Annotated in this window: 14 protein-coding genes; 11 read left to right on the forward strand and 3 right to left on the reverse strand. The window is 35.4% G+C overall.

The features are described from left to right. The first annotated feature begins 40 nt into the window (after positions 1–40). The 7 genes from ACFOUV_RS15540 (at position 41) to ACFOUV_RS15570 (ending at position 6,627) form a co-directional block, all read left to right on the forward strand. Positions 41–502 carry a MaoC/PaaZ C-terminal domain-containing protein gene (locus ACFOUV_RS15540; protein WP_379497698.1) on the forward strand — a complete coding sequence of 154 codons (462 nt, stop codon included), beginning with the start codon at positions 41–43 and terminating at the stop codon, positions 500–502. 15 nt (positions 503–517) lie between these two features. Further along, positions 518–1,171 (forward strand): flavin reductase family protein, encoded by a 654-nt coding sequence (locus tag ACFOUV_RS15545; RefSeq protein ID WP_379497699.1) that lies wholly within the window; start codon positions 518–520, stop codon positions 1,169–1,171. Between the two features lie 51 nt (positions 1,172–1,222). Beyond that, on the forward strand, positions 1,223–2,806 hold the full coding sequence (locus tag ACFOUV_RS15550; RefSeq protein ID WP_379497700.1) for a class I adenylate-forming enzyme family protein: 1,584 nt from the start codon (positions 1,223–1,225) through the stop codon (positions 2,804–2,806). Between the two features lie 44 nt (positions 2,807–2,850). Further along, positions 2,851–3,897, forward strand: coding sequence for a DctP family TRAP transporter solute-binding subunit (locus ACFOUV_RS15555; protein ID WP_379497701.1), 1,047 nt, complete (start codon positions 2,851–2,853; stop codon positions 3,895–3,897). Between the two features lie 173 nt (positions 3,898–4,070). After that, the gene (locus ACFOUV_RS15560) at positions 4,071–4,565 is read left to right on the forward strand and encodes a TRAP transporter small permease (RefSeq protein WP_379497702.1); all 495 of its coding nucleotides are present in this window, start codon (positions 4,071–4,073) and stop codon (positions 4,563–4,565) included. Further along, positions 4,549–5,817, forward strand: a complete 1,269-nt coding sequence (locus ACFOUV_RS15565; RefSeq protein WP_379497703.1) for a TRAP transporter large permease — start codon at positions 4,549–4,551, stop codon at positions 5,815–5,817. The genes ACFOUV_RS15560 and ACFOUV_RS15565 overlap by 17 nt, the downstream gene beginning before the upstream one ends. Positions 5,818–5,856: 39 nt before the next feature. Next, positions 5,857–6,627 carry a citryl-CoA lyase gene (locus ACFOUV_RS15570; protein WP_379497704.1) on the forward strand — a complete coding sequence of 257 codons (771 nt, stop codon included), beginning with the start codon at positions 5,857–5,859 and terminating at the stop codon, positions 6,625–6,627. A gap of 156 nt (positions 6,628–6,783) precedes the next feature. Here the strand turns inward: ACFOUV_RS15570 and ACFOUV_RS15575 are convergent, their stop codons facing one another. Then, entirely contained in the window at positions 6,784–7,692 is a 909-nt protein-coding gene (locus tag ACFOUV_RS15575) for a hypothetical protein (RefSeq protein ID WP_379497705.1), read from the reverse strand. Between the two features lie 279 nt (positions 7,693–7,971). On the opposite strand from ACFOUV_RS15575, the gene ACFOUV_RS15580 reads away from it, so the two are divergent. The 4 genes from ACFOUV_RS15580 (at position 7,972) to ACFOUV_RS15595 (ending at position 11,912) form a co-directional block, all read left to right on the forward strand. Beyond that, positions 7,972–8,160: a carbon storage regulator gene (locus tag ACFOUV_RS15580; RefSeq protein WP_379497706.1), complete on the forward strand. Its 189-nt coding sequence runs from the start codon at positions 7,972–7,974 to the stop codon at positions 8,158–8,160. Between the two features lie 73 nt (positions 8,161–8,233). Continuing rightward, positions 8,234–9,385, forward strand: coding sequence for a flagellin N-terminal helical domain-containing protein (locus ACFOUV_RS15585; protein WP_379497707.1), 1,152 nt, complete (start codon positions 8,234–8,236; stop codon positions 9,383–9,385). A gap of 648 nt (positions 9,386–10,033) precedes the next feature. Continuing rightward, positions 10,034–10,933 (forward strand): hypothetical protein, encoded by a 900-nt coding sequence (locus tag ACFOUV_RS15590; RefSeq protein WP_379497708.1) that lies wholly within the window; start codon positions 10,034–10,036, stop codon positions 10,931–10,933. A 10-nt stretch (positions 10,934–10,943) separates the two neighbouring features. Further along, complete coding sequence (locus tag ACFOUV_RS15595; protein ID WP_379497709.1) at positions 10,944–11,912, forward strand: hypothetical protein; 969 nt, start codon at positions 10,944–10,946, stop codon at positions 11,910–11,912. Positions 11,913–13,244: 1,332 nt separating this feature from the next. Here ACFOUV_RS15595 and ACFOUV_RS15600 read toward each other — a convergent pair. After that, on the reverse strand, positions 13,245–15,131 hold the full coding sequence (locus ACFOUV_RS15600; RefSeq protein WP_379497710.1) for a TRAP transporter permease: 1,887 nt from the start codon (positions 15,129–15,131) through the stop codon (positions 13,245–13,247). A gap of 34 nt (positions 15,132–15,165) precedes the next feature. Next, the gene (locus tag ACFOUV_RS15605; RefSeq protein ID WP_379497711.1) at positions 15,166–16,152 is read right to left on the reverse strand and encodes a TAXI family TRAP transporter solute-binding subunit; all 987 of its coding nucleotides are present in this window, start codon (positions 16,150–16,152) and stop codon (positions 15,166–15,168) included. Between the last annotated feature and the right edge of the window lie 12 nt (positions 16,153–16,164).

Raw genomic sequence — 16,164 nt, forward strand, 5'->3', positions numbered from 1 at the left:
AAGCGTAAATTTATAATATTAAAAAATGGGGTGGAAGTAATTGTCAAATCGATTATTCTATGAGGATTTACTGGTTGGAGAGCGTTTTTATTCTTCAGGTAGAACGATTACAGAAGCGGATGTTGTCAATTTTGCCGGGTTATCTGGTGATTATAATGCTTTACACATGGATGCAGAATATGCAAAAACGACTCAATTTGGTGAACGCATTGCACATGGTCTCTTAGGTCTTGTAGTTGCATCGGGATTATTTACTAAAACAGAGTTGAATAGTAGGCTACATGAATCACTTATCGCTTTACTAGGAGTAGATTGGAAGTTCACTGGTCCGCTATATATTGGTGATACGATTCACTTAGAAATTGAAGTCATAAGCAAAAGAAACACGAAAAAACCAGATAGAGGAATCGTGGTTCTTCTCCGAAAAGTTATTAATCAACATGGTGAGGTAGTTCAGAAAGGTGAAATACCAATGTTATTAAAAACGAAGGATGCGGAATGAAAATGAGATGAAGTAGTGGCATTTAAAAAAAGAAAATTTGAGGTGATAGTAATGGAGATTAATACAGAAGGAAAAACAGCGAAAGAAATGTATAAATTACTGACGGGAAGTATCGCCCCAAGACCTATAGCACTTGTTTCTACACAGGATAAAGATGGAGTACTTAATGTTGCGCCTTTCAGCTTTTTTACGGTTGTGACAAGTGCTCCACCAACAGTAATGTTTTCTATAGGTGAATTAAATGAACGAAAAAAAGATACGTTACAAAATATTGAAGACAATCCAGAATTTGTCATTAACATTGTAAATGTCGATTTAGGAGAAGCCGTTAATAATGCAGCAGCTAATTTTAAACCAGATGTAAGTGAGTTTGAAGAAGTGAATATGACACCAGTTCCAGCTAAAACAATTGATGCCTATGCAGTTAAAGAATCACCAATTCATTTAGAATGTGTATTGGATCGTATTATAAAAGTAGGGAAAGGATTTATGGTTTTAGCCCAAGTTAAGCATTTTGTTATAGATGATGCGCTATACTTAGGCAATTATAAAATTGATTTTCAAAAGTTGAATCCAATAGTACGATTTGCGGGATCAAAATACGGAGAAATCGGTAATATTATTTCGTTAGAGCGAATTGTAAATCACGATAAAACTTTACAAAAATAAACCTTAATGGATGTAGATAAGTTTGCAGAATTACAGGAGGTATAAAAGAGCATGAATCGCTTGGAGAATAATCATAAATTAACTAGGGGTAGTTTAGAATATTGGGCAGAAAAAAAAACAAATGAACCTGCAATTATTGATGAAGATGGTTCCATTCTTAATTGGGGTAGCTGGAATGAAAAATCCGATAAGATAGCGGAAGCACTCATAAAAGCTGGTATTGGTGCAGAGGATATTGTTGCTGTTCGGACTAATATTCGACCAGAGTGGTTTATCATTAATCGTGCATTAAGTAAAATTGGATGTTCTCAACTTTTAGTTAATAATCGATTAAGTGGACAAGAAGTTAGGTATTTGATGGAAAACAGTAAAGCGAAAGCCATTTTTTATGATGACGAAGATCCTGAAGCCTTAATGGAGTTATGGGATGAATTCGGACTTTCATTTCGTGTAAGTATAGGTTCAACAAAAGAACTTGGAAATATAAAGAATTTTGAGGAGTTGTTAATGGGTGATCCAGCACCATCTCGGTATTCCAATGGGTATAATACAGAAATGATTGTGTACACATCAGGTACTACTGGAAGACCAAAAGGAGTATATCTCGAGCCATATTTGCGTGAATTGCGTAAAAATGAGTTAAATGAATATCGTAAAGATAGTGCACAATATACAACGAGTTCCCCTGGAGGTAAGAGTTTACTTTCGCTTCCCTTGCATCACAGTTTAGGTCCAATTATGGCTAGGGATACACATTTAGTTGGTAACCCTGTTATATTGCAAAGGAGATTTAATCCAGAAAAGACACTGGAATTAATCGAGAAATACCAAATAACTTATTGGCTTTGTGTACCTACAATGTTAAATCGAATTGCGAATTTGCCAGAAAACGTATTAGACAACTATGATGTTTCTTCTATTAAGCAATTAAGATGTAGTGCAGCTCCCATAAAAACAGGCTTAAAAGAATGGGTTATTGATTATTTCGGTGATCATTGTTTATATGAAGGCTATGGTGTTACAGAAACTGGTACACTTACGATTATGACTCCTGAAATGCATACAAGAAAACCAGGATCATGCGGAAGACCTTATAAAAATGTATTTATTTCTATCCGAAATGATAATGGTGAAGAACTCCCAGTTAGAGAGAATGGCGAAATTTGGATTAAAAGTCCGCAAACCATCGACCGATATATAAATAGTGAGCCACTTGGTGAAGATACGCTAGACAAGGCTGGTTATTTCAAAGTTGGTGATGTTGGGTATCTAGATGAAGATGGTTATTTATATATAACTGGTAGAAAAAAAGATATGATTATTTCTGGGGGAGTTAACATATATCCGCGAGAGATAGAAGATGCTCTTCAAAAGCATCCCCATGTTAGCATTGCTGCTGTTATTGGTATTCCAAATGAAGATTTTGGTGAAGAAGTGAAAGCTTTTTGTGAGGTTAAAGAAAACCAAACGATAACAGAAAATGAATTAATGGAATTTTGTAAAAACGAACTTGCTTCCTATAAATGTCCAAGAACAATTGAATTTGTGAATGCTCTTCCAAGAAACGCGATGGGTAAGATAATGAAACATAAATTAAGAGAAAATTATTGGAAGGAAGCAGGTAGAAATATTTAATCATTTTTTAAACAATATCAAAAATAAAAAGGGGATGAAGAAGAATGAAAAAGCTACTTATGTTCCTATTGATTGGTATATTTTTAGTTGTTTTCGCGGCTTGTTCTAATGATAGTGCAGGAAAGAGTGAGGCAACTAATGAAGGAAATGGAAATAATGAAAGTACAGATGATGAGATTGTCATCAGGTTCTCTCATGTAGCTCCACCCCATAATGTAAAAGGTCTAGCGGCAGAAAAGTTTGCTGAATTGGTAGCAGAAAAAACCGATAATAAAGTCAAAGTGGAAGTGTATGATTCTGGTCAGTTATATGGAGATGGTGAAGAACTAGATGCCATTTTATCTGGAAATGTAGAAATGATTGCTCCTTCTATGTCTAAGCTTGTGCAACTTGATCCGAGATGGCAATTTATCGATTTACCATATTTGTTTAAAGATAAACACCATTTAAGAGACTTCTTTACAAGTGAGACTGCACAGAGTTTACTAGAAAGTGAGCAATTAGTAAACAATGGCTTAATCGGGTTAGGATTTTGGGAGAATGGATTTATAAACTTTACAAATAGTCAAAGACCAATAAGTAGTCCAGAAGATTTAGAAGGATTAACATTTCGTGTACAATCTGGACAATTAATTGAAGCAAAGTATAATACTGTCGGTGCTAACACTGCTACGATTGCTTGGGCTGAAGCTTATACAGCATTACAACAAGGTGTAGCAGATGGTGCAGAAGTTACTCCGGATCAAATGGATGTAGGTAGCTTTTATGAAGTTTTAGATTATTTAACATTAAGTAATCATGGAAGAATCGATTATGCTGTTATTATGAATAAAGATTTCTGGGATACGATTCCGGAAGATTTACGAGGGCAAGTTTCAGAAGCTCTTGTAGAAGCAAGTGAATATCAATGGGGAATAGCTGAAGAGAACAACCAAACAAGCTTAGAAAAATTAATTGATGAAGGTATGGAAGTTATTGAACCTAGCGAAGCGGACCGTGAACAGTTTGTCGAGGCTTTTCAACCTGTATATGAAGAATATAGAGATGTCATAACACCTGAAATTATTGATGGAATAAGAGACTTAGAATAAGAAATGTATCCATGCTGTACTAGATGATGATTACTCCTAAAGAGAGCTATCGTTGTTGTGGCTCTCTTTAGTATAGAATTTTAGAATTAGAATTATTATTTAGGCGGCAGGTTAATATAAGGTGCTTCAAAGATAAATTTTTAAGATAAGCATTAATAAGAGGAGGGCTAAAATTGAAATCCTTAAAAAAATATTGGGCGTTGATGGAAGATGTACTTTCAGGTACATTTCTTGTCACGGGGATAACCCTCATCTTCTATGAAACCGTCATGAGATTCCTTTTTAACAGTTCAAAAGCTTGGATCGGAGAAGTTTCTATCTATTTAATTATTTGGGGAGCATTATTTGGAATTGCAGTGGCACTTAGAAATAAAAGACATGTACAAATTGACTTTTTATATGACTTTTTATCTCCTTTTTATCGGAGAATCGTTGATTTATTCTCTGTATCTGTAGGAATCATCTTTTGTATCTTCTATATTTATTATGGCGGGAGTCTCGTTATGCACAACTATCAAACTGGAATGTCTTCCATGAATGCAAGCATTCCTTTATGGGTTGTCTATCTCATTTTACCTACTTCAGGAATATTGTTTTGCCTTCGGTTTATCGAACAATTTATTCATGCCATTAGGGGGGAGGAAATAAACGATGATTCTACTGTTTAGCATATTCTTCATTTTGTTACTTCTAAGAGTCCCAGTCGCTATAAGTCTAGCTGTATCATCGATAATTATGCTCTTACAAGGAAACTTTAATTTGGACATGTTCGCCCATAGAATGTTTTCTTCTCTGGATTCCTTCACCTTAATGACAATCCCGGGTTTTGTACTTGCAGGGGTGATTCTTGCCAAAGGTGGTATTACAAAATATCTCATTGAGGCTATCAGAAGTTGGATTGCACATCTTCCCGGTGGGTTGTCCGTTGTTGCTATTTTAGCCTGTATGTTCTTTGCATCCATTTCAGGATCAAGCCCTGCTACAGCAGCAGCAGTCGGAGCAATCATGATTCCTTCCATGATAAAAAATAATTATAGCGCAAAATATTCAATGGGAATCGTAGCTGCGGGTGGTACCTTAGGAATTCTCCTTCCACCTAGTATAGCGTTAATCATGTATGGTGTTATTGCTCAAGTGTCTATCGGAGACTTGTTTATAGCTGGTATTATTCCAGGAATTCTACTAGGTCTTGCTTTAGTTACTGTTGCTATCTTCTTTGCTTGGAAAAATGGATATAAATCAGAAGGTAAATCATCATGGGCAGAAAGGGGAAAACATTCTTTAAAAGCAATTTGGGGTGCATTTTTACCATTTATTATATTAGGTAGTATATATAGTGGTGTAGCGACACCAACAGAGGCAGCAGTAATATCTGTTTTCTATGCACTTTTTGTTTCAGTGTTCATTTATAAAGAGCTACTTTGGAAAGATGTTCGTCCGATTCTTGTAGAAACGATTAATATCACATCAATGATATTCCTAATTATAGGAGCTGCTAGTTTATTCAGCCTTTATTTAACGAATGAGCAGATTCCTCAACAACTAGGTCAATGGATTCAAGATGCAAATATGAGTAAGACGTTATTTTTCATCAGTACTGGGATTTTATTTTTTATATTAGGCATGTTCTTAGATCCTATATCCGTAATCGTAATTACATTGCCAATATTTCTTCCAGTTCTGGAAGTGTTGGATATTAATAGTATTCATTTTGCTATTGTAATGACAATAAACATTGAGCTTGCAATGATTACTCCACCGGTAGGGTTGAATTTATTTGTTGTTTCTTCTATTGCGAGGAAGAAAATGGGGCATGCCGTACAAGGAGTTTTACCTTTTATGTTGGTTATGGTTTTCGTTTTAATAATCATTATTGCGATACCAAGTATCTCAACTTGGTTGCCACAATTTATGAAATAGAATCGAACATAAGTCAAAAAAAGCTAAAGGAGAATAAATATGAAATTTCCTACTAAAGTTGGTAAATCTACACCAGAAAAAATTTATATACATGGATATGATTTGACGGAGGATTTAATTGGAGAAATTACGCTTGCAGATATGGCGTTTTTAGGTGCAAAACATCGAAAGCCAACTAAAAATGAATCTAAAATGTTAAATGCACTGTTGGTTTCTGTTAGTGAACACGGTTTTACTCCGAGCTCTGTTTCTACAAGATTGACTTATCTCGGGGCACCAGAATCTGCACAATCTGCTGTTGCTGCAGGTTTACTTGGTGCTGGTACAGTATATTTAGGAGCAATGGAATATGTGGCTGAAATGTTACAAGAAGCATTTAAAAAATATGGTGAAAACGAGGATATTCGTGTAATAGCTAAAAAAGTACTTGAGGAAAGAGTAGAAGCAGGACTACAATTCCCTGGATTTGGACATCCGATGCATAAACCCGAAGATCCGAGAACGAGTAAACTTTTTGACATTGCAGATGAATTAGGTTTTAAAGGTAAAAACTCTGCGTTAATATTAGAAATTCATAAACAGTTTTGCGAAAGGAAAGGCAAGGATATTACTTTGAACGTAGCTGGTGCAATTGGCGCAATTTTTTCAGATATGGAATTTGATTATCGTCATGTGAAGTCACTTGCAGTAGCCTCTAGAGCCGTTGGACTAGTTGCACACGTTGTTGAAGAAATGGAATATGGTAGAAAAGATAGCATTGGTCAGAAGCTTTATAATTTTATTGAAGAGAATGTCGATTATAAGAAATAACGTAAATATTATGAAGGCTTATAGGGCTTATAATACGTTTTGAATAAAACTGTGTTAAAGGGTTCAGTGTGTAATCACTGAACCCTTTAGACTAACCAAATTTTTTTGTTTGTTTTTAGGAGCGTGACTTACAGGCTCCTAAATTGTGCTTCTACCTTATTCGTATGCCTCAACAATACCTAACTGTGTGTCTACATCATAATAGATGTTGTCTTTGTCAGTAATTTGATAACCAATAATTTTGTATGATTTAATTTTTGCTGCTGGTTCTGGATATACCGTTGCATTGGAATCCCCGATGATATCTCCATTCATTAAAGTGTCATATTCAGAAATAGATTCAACTTGTTTTATTCCGTTTTCAAATTCCATTAATACATCAAAGCTAATTTCCTTAGCGGGAATTACTGAATTATTTTCGATCTCGTATGCATATTCTACTCCACCAGCTGTATCAATATGACCACTAGGGTTAATTACTACAGTAAAATCTTCAATACTAAATGGAATTTGTTCAGACAAATCCCACATACCATAGTCGCTAGCATCAATAGTTCCTAACTGTAAATCTATGTCATAATAAATACCGTTTTCATCTAATAGTTGATAGGAAATAACTTCATAAGATGTAATGAGTGATGCCGGTTCGGGATAAACTGTTGCACTAGAATCACCAATAGTTTCTCCATCCAATATTGTTGTATAGATGTCTACCGTTTCCATCATTTTTTGTCCATCCTCAAACTCCAATTTGATGTCAGCGCTGAATTCTTGAACAGGAATCGATGAGTTATTTTGAACAGTAAATGAATATTCAACTCCACCAGCTGTATCAATGTTCCCATTAGGAGTAATTTCAACAACAAAATCTTCTGCAGCAAAAGGAACTTCTGGTACTTCATTTTCTACAGGTTCCTCTGCTTCAACTGCTACTTCTACCACTTCACTACCACTTGTTTCTTTTTTTGTATCAGTGGCCTTGTTATTATCACTTGATGAACCACATGCACTAATAATTAGCACAGCTATCATCCCAGTGATTACCATACTTAGTCTCTTTATCAAACGAAATTCCCCCTATATCTAGTAAAATATACTCACGTAGCTAGTATATTCTGTTTTCTGGGTGGTGTATAGAGAAAAATTATGGGCATTTTTTGAAGGGGTGGTAAATAGTGGATGATAGAGTCGTCACCTTGTAATCAAGTTATTCGTATCTCATTTAAAATAACAGCATCGTGATACTATAATTTATTTAGTTTTTTAAAATTTATTTCTAAAAGCTATTAAACAATCCAAATATCAGCCGATATAAATAATAGATCATCAAGGAGGATGAGAGCCATGGCCCTAACGTTAGGAAGAAAGCCCGGTGAAAAAGTTTATTTAGTAGACAATCAGGGACGAGAGATTGAAATTGAAGTAGTAAGACGGGAAGACAAGCTAAGTAATTATACACAATTACGAATTAGCGCTCCACAAGAATTTCAAATAATTCGTGGAGAGATTTTCAATGGTAGTGATTCCAACTAATTGGAATTATTATAGATCAGCAAGCCAAATGGATGTGACTTGCTAGAAAACAAAAACATGGAGGTAAGGAAAAATGATTATTAATCACAATATTTCGGCTCTTAATGCACATCGCCAATTAGGAGCAAACCAAGGTGCAACACAGAATTCATTGGAGAAACTTTCTTCAGGTCTTGCTATTAACAAAGCTGGAGATGACGCGGCAGGTTTAGCAATCTCTGAGAAGATGCGTGGACAAATTCGTGGATTGGAACAGGCTTCGAATAACTCCCAAGACGCAATTTCTTTAATACAAACAGCAGAAGGTGCCTTGAATGAAACTCATTCAATCTTACAAAGAATGCGTGAGTTAGCTGTACAATCGTCAAATGGTACTAATACCGATGATGATAGAACAGCTTTGAACGACGAAGCACAAAAACTAAAAGAAGAAATCACTAGAATTGGTACTCAAACAGAATTTAATACTCAAAAACTTTTAGATGGTACATTTGGTACAAATGTAAACCAAAATATAACTGATACTACAGCTCTAGATACAGCTGGTGTTGCTACTATTACTACTTCTGGTGGATTAGCTGCAGGTGCAAATGGTGCCACTGAAACTTATGATATCGTTGCAAATGCTACTGATGACGGTTATGAATTACAAACTTCAGGAGGTATTGTAGTAGCAAAAGCTGCTGACACAACTGACGGTGCAGGTAGCCTATCTTTTAGTGGTTGGGATGCAGATAAAGGAGTAAATACAGGTGTAAACGTACTGACAATTCAAACTAACGCTACATATGAGGCTCAAGATATAGCAGCTACCACTGTCTCTGTTAGCGGAGAAAATAATAACTTCCAAATCGGTGCAAATAAGGGCCAGACGATGGGACTTCAAGTTAATGATATGACTACAAATGGTTTGGGCATTTCAGCTACTTCAGTAGATACTTATGACAATGCACAAACAGCTTTATCAGATATTGATGCTGCTATCAAGACGGTTTCAGAAGAACGTTCTAAACTAGGGGCAAACCAAAATAGATTAGAACATACCATAAATAACCTGAATACTTCTTCTGAAAATCTTACTGCTGCAGAATCACGTATCCGTGACGTTGATATGGCGAAAGAAATGATGGAGTTCACTAAGAACAATATCCTTTCTCAAGCGGCACAATCTATGTTAGCTCAAGCCCAGCAACAACCACAAGGAGTATTACAACTTCTTCAATAGTTACTGGGAAGGGCGTCTAATCTGGTAACGGATTAGAGGATAACTGGGTGAATTGCTGGAACTTCCTAAAGTGTTTTGTACCACAACGTAGCTGGAAACGGCAGACGTGAAGGTTTGAAAAACAAAGCAATGAAACAATGGATAATCAGCAGCCAAGCGCCTATGGTGAAAACCTGGCGAAGGTTCAACGACTAGAATGCACTGCCTAACAGTCAAACTCATGGTAATGAGATTCGTAGGGTGATCAAAACGTTGATCATTCGAAGTGCCCAGCCCCTTATGAAGCAGGTAAGGGTGAAGATATAGTCTATTCTATGCTCGAAAGACATAGCGGCGAAGCAAGCCAACCAACAACCACAAGGTGTTTTACAGTTATTACAATAATTTTAGATTTGAGAGGGACTCTGGCTTTGCTGGAGTCCCCTTATTCATATTCTAAGCATAACTGATAGTGAACAATTTTAGAAATGGTGGTTATTAAATTGGGTTTAAGAAGTTTGAAAAGTAATTGCCCCCTAATTTAATAATTCTTCAACTCTTCCCCCTCCCCTTTTTCAAATAAAAATAATCATTATTACCCAGAAACCTAAATAATGTTTTGTTCAATTAACAACAATATATGGTAAAATATACCTAGAGGTGAATTCAATGGGCTTTCTTGATCAATTTACAGGGAAAGATACACAAGCTGTTGTAGACGAATATAGTGAAGTTTATGGTGAAATATTATTAGGCATGAACCGGAAATTAAAAACACTTGAACGAAAAATCAAAAACATACAAGCTGAAAAATATAGTAGTAGGCTAATCGATAATACGAAAAGTGAAATTGATACTATAAGAAATAGTGATTTACATAAACATATAGATCCCAGAAGTGATGCCTTTTCAGAGGAAATTCGGTTAAAGCATGAACAATATAAAAAAGAAATAAATCATGTAAAACTAAACATTACTGACTTTGAAGAAAGTATTGAGAACAAACTAAAGAAGACTAATGAACTGATCCAGCAAAATAAGACAGAGCTGAAGCAAATCATTAATCAAACGGAAGATGAATGGGATCATACTTTTTCTTTATACACAGAAAAAGCTGAAATGCAAGCTAATAAGCTCACCAGTATATTAGGGGAATTAAATAGTATTATAGAACAGAAAGCTCAAGAGTTATTAGCTAAAATACATAAAAACTATGCTGCTAACTGTAAAGAAATGAAAGAAATAAAAACTAATCTAGAAGTATTTGAAGAGAAAACTAATATAAGATTCGAAGAGATTGAAAAGCTTATTCAGCAAGATATGATCGAATTGGAAAACAGGATGGATGTAACGCAACAGGAAATAAACGAGAACATTAATAATACCTCCTTAGAAATTTTCGGGAAAGTCAATACTATGCAAAGCGAATTTAATGAGCGTTTTACAACCATGGAATCTTCGATGAAAGAGAATATCCTAAGTTTAAAAAAGAGACAAACATACACTTGGATTGTAACAGGGATTGTAATTATTATACTAATCGCTTGGAATATCTGGCTGACAACATGAGGTGTATTGAATGAATCAAAAGGATGAATTGAATAACTTGGCTTTGGAATATAGGGAACAAAGGACATCTGTATCAATGAAAGATGGTATCACCTCCCTTTACAAACGATACATTAAGGAGCGTGAACAATTACTATTAGAAATTGCCGCTTCGGTTGTGGCTTTGGATGGAATAACGGATCTGATGCAAGGTGTTCATTATGAGCGGATAACCCCGCAAATGGAAGAATCATTTACTCTTGCTTTTCCAAATAAAGAGCTATCGGATCTTGAAGGAATGGATGGAGAAGCACTAGTTGGGTTGCTCACCGCATGGAAAGGGAAGTATTTTGAAGTTATGGTTCGTGATGAATTAAATTCAGGTGAAGCCATAGGGGATATTCAACTAGAAAATGGACAGACTGCCGTACTCGCAGACAGTCCTACACAGCCTGGATGGGACTTGCAAATAGTAAATGGAAATGGTGTTGTCGATGAGGATTTTCAATTAAAAGCGACAGAATCCTTAAGTTATGTGAAATCAGCAATTGCTGAAAATCCTAATATAGATGTCATTGCAACTGATGAAGTATTTGAGAACCCTGATAAAGTTGTGGAACAGATGCATGCAAGCGGTATAAGTGATGCTGATTTAGAAAGCTATATAGAGAACCCTGTTATGAATAACGTATCCGATTATATTTTTCCGTTCTCATCCTTTGTGATCATCACCTTAAGCGAAGGAAGGAAACTAATGATGGGCAAACAAAGCTTAAACTATGCGATTTCTAATTCATTTGAAAAAATGGTAAAGTCAGGAATATCCTTAGGAGCAGGTACACTTGCATTCTTACTAACTGATATGGGAGTGGTTAGTATACCAACAACAATTGCGACAAGACTGGGAATTGATAGATATCAATTGATGGATAAGGTAAATAAAAAGATGGATGAAAAAAGAAAGGAAATTAAAAAGTTGAAGCAGGTATACGTTTATTAATAAACTGGGGGTTATCTGATTTGTTATGAATAAAGTAAAAAAGAATGGCAATGGATAATAATTTAAAAGTATCAACATCTCCAACCCATCTACGGAAATCTAGCTATAAGATGATCAAGATCCAACCGACTACGAAGCTAAAGAGAACCATTTCCCGTATCAACTGATATGCATAATGTTCATTCACCATAATTTTACAACCGTAGAATAAGAGGAGGAACTACTACTTTCTCAGAAAGCGCGGCAATTCCAAGTGCGTGGAAATATCGTTGTTTCTAATTGCACTCGTATTTCATCTTGAAAAACAACTATTTGTATTGAATAGAAAAGGTTACTGGTATAGGTACCTTGGTCCAACAAGGGCAATAGTCAATCTCCGGGACGTTGTAGAGTTAAGGCGCTGAAAGGTGAATCTTTTATTTGTATCTAATCTTAATCCCCAATCCATACACCTGTTTACATGCCATATACAGCCTTCCTACTATGAGAAGAAAATGCTAAGATGCATGCTAATGTCCGCTCCATTTGCTTTTCCACGGTATAACAAGAAATGTCTATGGCACTTTTTAACCATTTAGGAAGGTAATGATTGATTCCATATGTGATTCTGAGGCCAATGGGTCAGAACCCAGTGAGTTAAAGCGTTAAAGTATTTTTTGTTAGAAATGTAATATGGGATAAGGCTTTGAGCAACTATGAATTATAGTATCTCGGGCGAAGCTGGTGAGTTAAAGAGATATAAATAACTTAGCAGCTTTAAAAATAATTCTGGTTTGCCAAATTTAAAGTTTGCTATCTTTTTAATTGTTCCTCAACGCATCTAAATCACATATTTATCTGTTAGCATGGCATTATAATAATAATTGAATATTGCGGACGGAATAAGCCAGCTGTGCGGAGTTTGAGCCGCTAGTTGCGGACGATAGACAGTAACTACTGGTAAGTAGGAAATCAAAGTAATAAACAGCCATTGGTGTGGTATCGTTCCAATGGCTGTTTATCTTATCAAAATCTCTTATTTTCTAATTGGTATGGGAGTATTATAGGATTATGTAAGTTTAGGGACCGTGAGGTCCCTAAGTATTTTGCATAACTGGTAAACCTTATTACTGTAACTAAACGAAATAGATATTATACAAATATTAATAGAGAGAAGAGATTGGTATAATTTTTGTCATTCGATGGTAAAACAATGTCAGGGTTAGTTCATTTCATTGACTGAAATCAAACACAAAGATCTGGATGCAGTCAATGTCAAAGAGGCAGTTACCCACTACGTTAATTTGCTAAAGTACACAAGTGTGCGACATTGTAAAATTGTACATTTAAATTTTAATTAGATTGATGAATAGCTGGTTTTACTGTTGTAGTATTATCCTGTTTAAATTGCCAACAGAAGACGACAATAACTAAAGCTAATCCGAGTACTTTAATTAGCATTATAGGTATAAATAATGCAATGCTTGAAAGAAATAATAGAATTTTTTGTAGTTTATTTAATCGTTTTAATAAATGACTTTCAAGGAAAGATGCTAATGCCACAAATCCGAATATGGTTGATACAATAGTGATAACAATTTCAAAGACAGTTCCGTTTAGTAATAATGGATTGTAAACGAATACAAATGGTATTACTAGAATACCTATTGCATATTTTAGCGATATCCACCCAGTTTTAATTGGATCTCCTTTAGCTATGGCAGATCCTGCATAGGCGGCTAAACAAACTGGTGGCGTTACATTCGATAATTGGGTAAACCAAATGATTGCTAAATGTGCAATTAGTAAATCTACTCCTAAATCGACTAAAGCTGGAGCTGCCATTACACTCATTACAATATATGCTGCTACCACCGGTAACCCCATTCCAATAATGATACAAGAGATTGCTACTAGTATGAGAGCAAAGAAAAGGTGACCATTTGAAATATTTATAATGAGGGATGAAAATTGCATGCCTAATCCTGTTAATGAGAAGACTCCGATGATAATTCCTGCACAAGCTGTTGCTGCTGCTATAATTAAGGAGGCCTTTGCTCCATCGATAAGTGACTTCGTTAAAGATTGCATTTTTAAGCGTGTACCTTTTCGTAAAGAACAAACAACAATTATAGAAATAATTCCCCATATTGCCGCATTAACAGGTGTACGACCTTCGACTAATAACCAGACTAGAACACCTAAGGGAATTACAAGATGCCATCCTTCCTTTAATGTATCAATCAAGTTAGGTAAATTCTCTGCCTTTTCTCCTTCTATATTATTCTTAATAGCACTAAAATGCACCATTAATAATACGCTCATAAAGTAAATAATGGCAGGTATGATACTAACCAAAATAATATAAGCAAAGGGAATTCCAGTGAATTCTGCCATTATTAAAGCAGAAGCCCCCATTAATGGGGGGGTTATTTGCCCTCCAACAGAAGCTGCAGTTTCAATTGCTCCTGCATTATTAGGGGTATAACCTACCTTCTTCATTAATGGTATAGTTAAAGAACCAGTTGTCACAACATTCGCTATAGCAGACCCAGATACAGATCCCATTAAGCCACTGGCAACAACTGCTGACTTTGCAGGGCCTCCTCTAGTCTTTCCTGTAGTAGCGAAGGCAATATCCATGTAAAACTTACCAGCTTTTGTATTCTCTAAGAATGCTCCAAATAAAATAAAGAGAAAGACAAAAGTTGCTGAAGTTGATAAAGCAATTCCAAAAATTCCTTCTGTAGTTAAAAATATTTGGTCAATAATCATAGGTAAACCATAGCCTCTATGACTTATAATTCCTGGAAGGTTTTGCCCGTATAAGGCATATAGAATAAAAGTGACGGCAATAATTACCATTGGAATTCCCATAGTTCTTCTTGTAATCTCTAAAACTACAATTAAAGCTAAACTACCGAAAACTAAGTCACTCGTTGTAACAATATCAGCTAATGGCCATCGTTCAATTATTCTAGAATAATCATAGATAATCCATAAAAATGGAGTACTAGCTAATAGGGCTATAAGCCAGTTTGTAATAATATACTTATTTGTTATTTCTTTATTTTTCACTATGGGATACACTAAAAATACTAATATTGTCGCAAATAGTAAATGGGTATTACGTTGTAACATTCCTTCAAGGCTTCCAAAGACAGCAGTATAAATATGAAAGAGTGACATTGATATTGCTACTACTATTATTAGATAATGATTCACCTTTTTTAGATTCATGTTTGTTTCACCTCTTTAATGGGAGAAATTTAACCTATTCAATTACTTCAATTTCTTCATAATATTTCCGAGCTCCTGGATGGAGTTCTATTCCTGTATCTTTGCCAGCTTTCTCAATATCAAAGTTATTGAACACTTGATGAACAGTTGCTAAGTACTCAGTTTCTTCATCTAGTAATTTTGTGAAATTATAGATGACATCTTCTGATACATCCTCATGAGCAAAAATCGTCATTGGCATTGTCACTGTTTTCACATCTTCCTCTTGGCCTTCATACGTACCAGCAGGGATAGTTGCTTCAATTAAACCATATTTTTCATTTAAACTTTGAAGAACTTCATCACTAATAGATAAGAAGTTAGACTCAACAGACATTGTTGCTTCAATAAATGATGACTGTGGTGGTAGTGTATGAGCTGAATATAAGTTTACGTGGGCATCTCTCCATAAGGAAAGCCCGTCGGAGATAGAAACAAAGTTCATTTTCCCATTCCATGATTCAATATCATCATAATTAAAACCATATTCTTCAATAACTTTATTTGTAATCCACTCGTCACCAGTCCCTTTTTTATTAGGTGCCCACTTAACTCCCATTTGGTTTTCGGCAATATCTTCAAAAGAAGTTATTCCGGAATCCGAAGGTGTAATTACATGCCAAGCCATATCGTATACTTTTGCTACGGCTTTTAATCCATCTAATTTTTCATCATATGGATCGGTGCCATCTTGTGCGGATACTAGGGTTGAATTATAACTAAACCCAATATCGGCTTTTCCTGTCGCTACTGATTGTGGATTAGAAGTTCCGCCACCTGGCACCGAAGAAAAAGTAATTCCATCCATGTTTTTGTTCATTAATTCTGCTAGGGCTCCTCCAATTGGATACCAGCTTCCTCCCTGAGCTCCTGTTGTAATAGTTAAATCTTGAGAATTACTCTGGGCCTCAGATGACTCTTCCGCAGACCCGCATGCTGCCAATAATAAAATAAACGACAGGAATAATATTATTCTTTTCATAGAAACATCTCC

The organism is Oceanobacillus longus (assembly GCF_042650085.1).
In the GTDB taxonomy this organism is placed as follows: domain Bacteria; phylum Bacillota; class Bacilli; order Bacillales; family Amphibacillaceae; genus Oceanobacillus; species Oceanobacillus longus.

Coding starts and splice junctions, on each gene's coding strand:
- ACFOUV_RS15550 (WP_379497700.1), top strand. CDS start 1,223: ATGAATCGCTTGGAGAATAATCATAAATTAACTAGGGGTAGTTTAGAA.
- ACFOUV_RS15555 (WP_379497701.1), top strand. CDS start 2,851: ATGAAAAAGCTACTTATGTTCCTATTGATTGGTATATTTTTAGTTGTT.
- ACFOUV_RS15565 (WP_379497703.1), top strand. CDS start 4,549: ATGATTCTACTGTTTAGCATATTCTTCATTTTGTTACTTCTAAGAGTC.
- ACFOUV_RS15570 (WP_379497704.1), top strand. CDS start 5,857: ATGAAATTTCCTACTAAAGTTGGTAAATCTACACCAGAAAAAATTTAT.
- ACFOUV_RS15580 (WP_379497706.1), top strand. CDS start 7,972: ATGGCCCTAACGTTAGGAAGAAAGCCCGGTGAAAAAGTTTATTTAGTA.
- ACFOUV_RS15585 (WP_379497707.1), top strand. CDS start 8,234: ATGATTATTAATCACAATATTTCGGCTCTTAATGCACATCGCCAATTA.
- ACFOUV_RS15590 (WP_379497708.1), top strand. CDS start 10,034: ATGGGCTTTCTTGATCAATTTACAGGGAAAGATACACAAGCTGTTGTA.
- ACFOUV_RS15595 (WP_379497709.1), top strand. CDS start 10,944: ATGAATCAAAAGGATGAATTGAATAACTTGGCTTTGGAATATAGGGAA.
- ACFOUV_RS15600 (WP_379497710.1), bottom strand. CDS start 15,131: ATGAATCTAAAAAAGGTGAATCATTATCTAATAATAGTAGTAGCAATA.
- ACFOUV_RS15605 (WP_379497711.1), bottom strand. CDS start 16,152: ATGAAAAGAATAATATTATTCCTGTCGTTTATTTTATTATTGGCAGCA.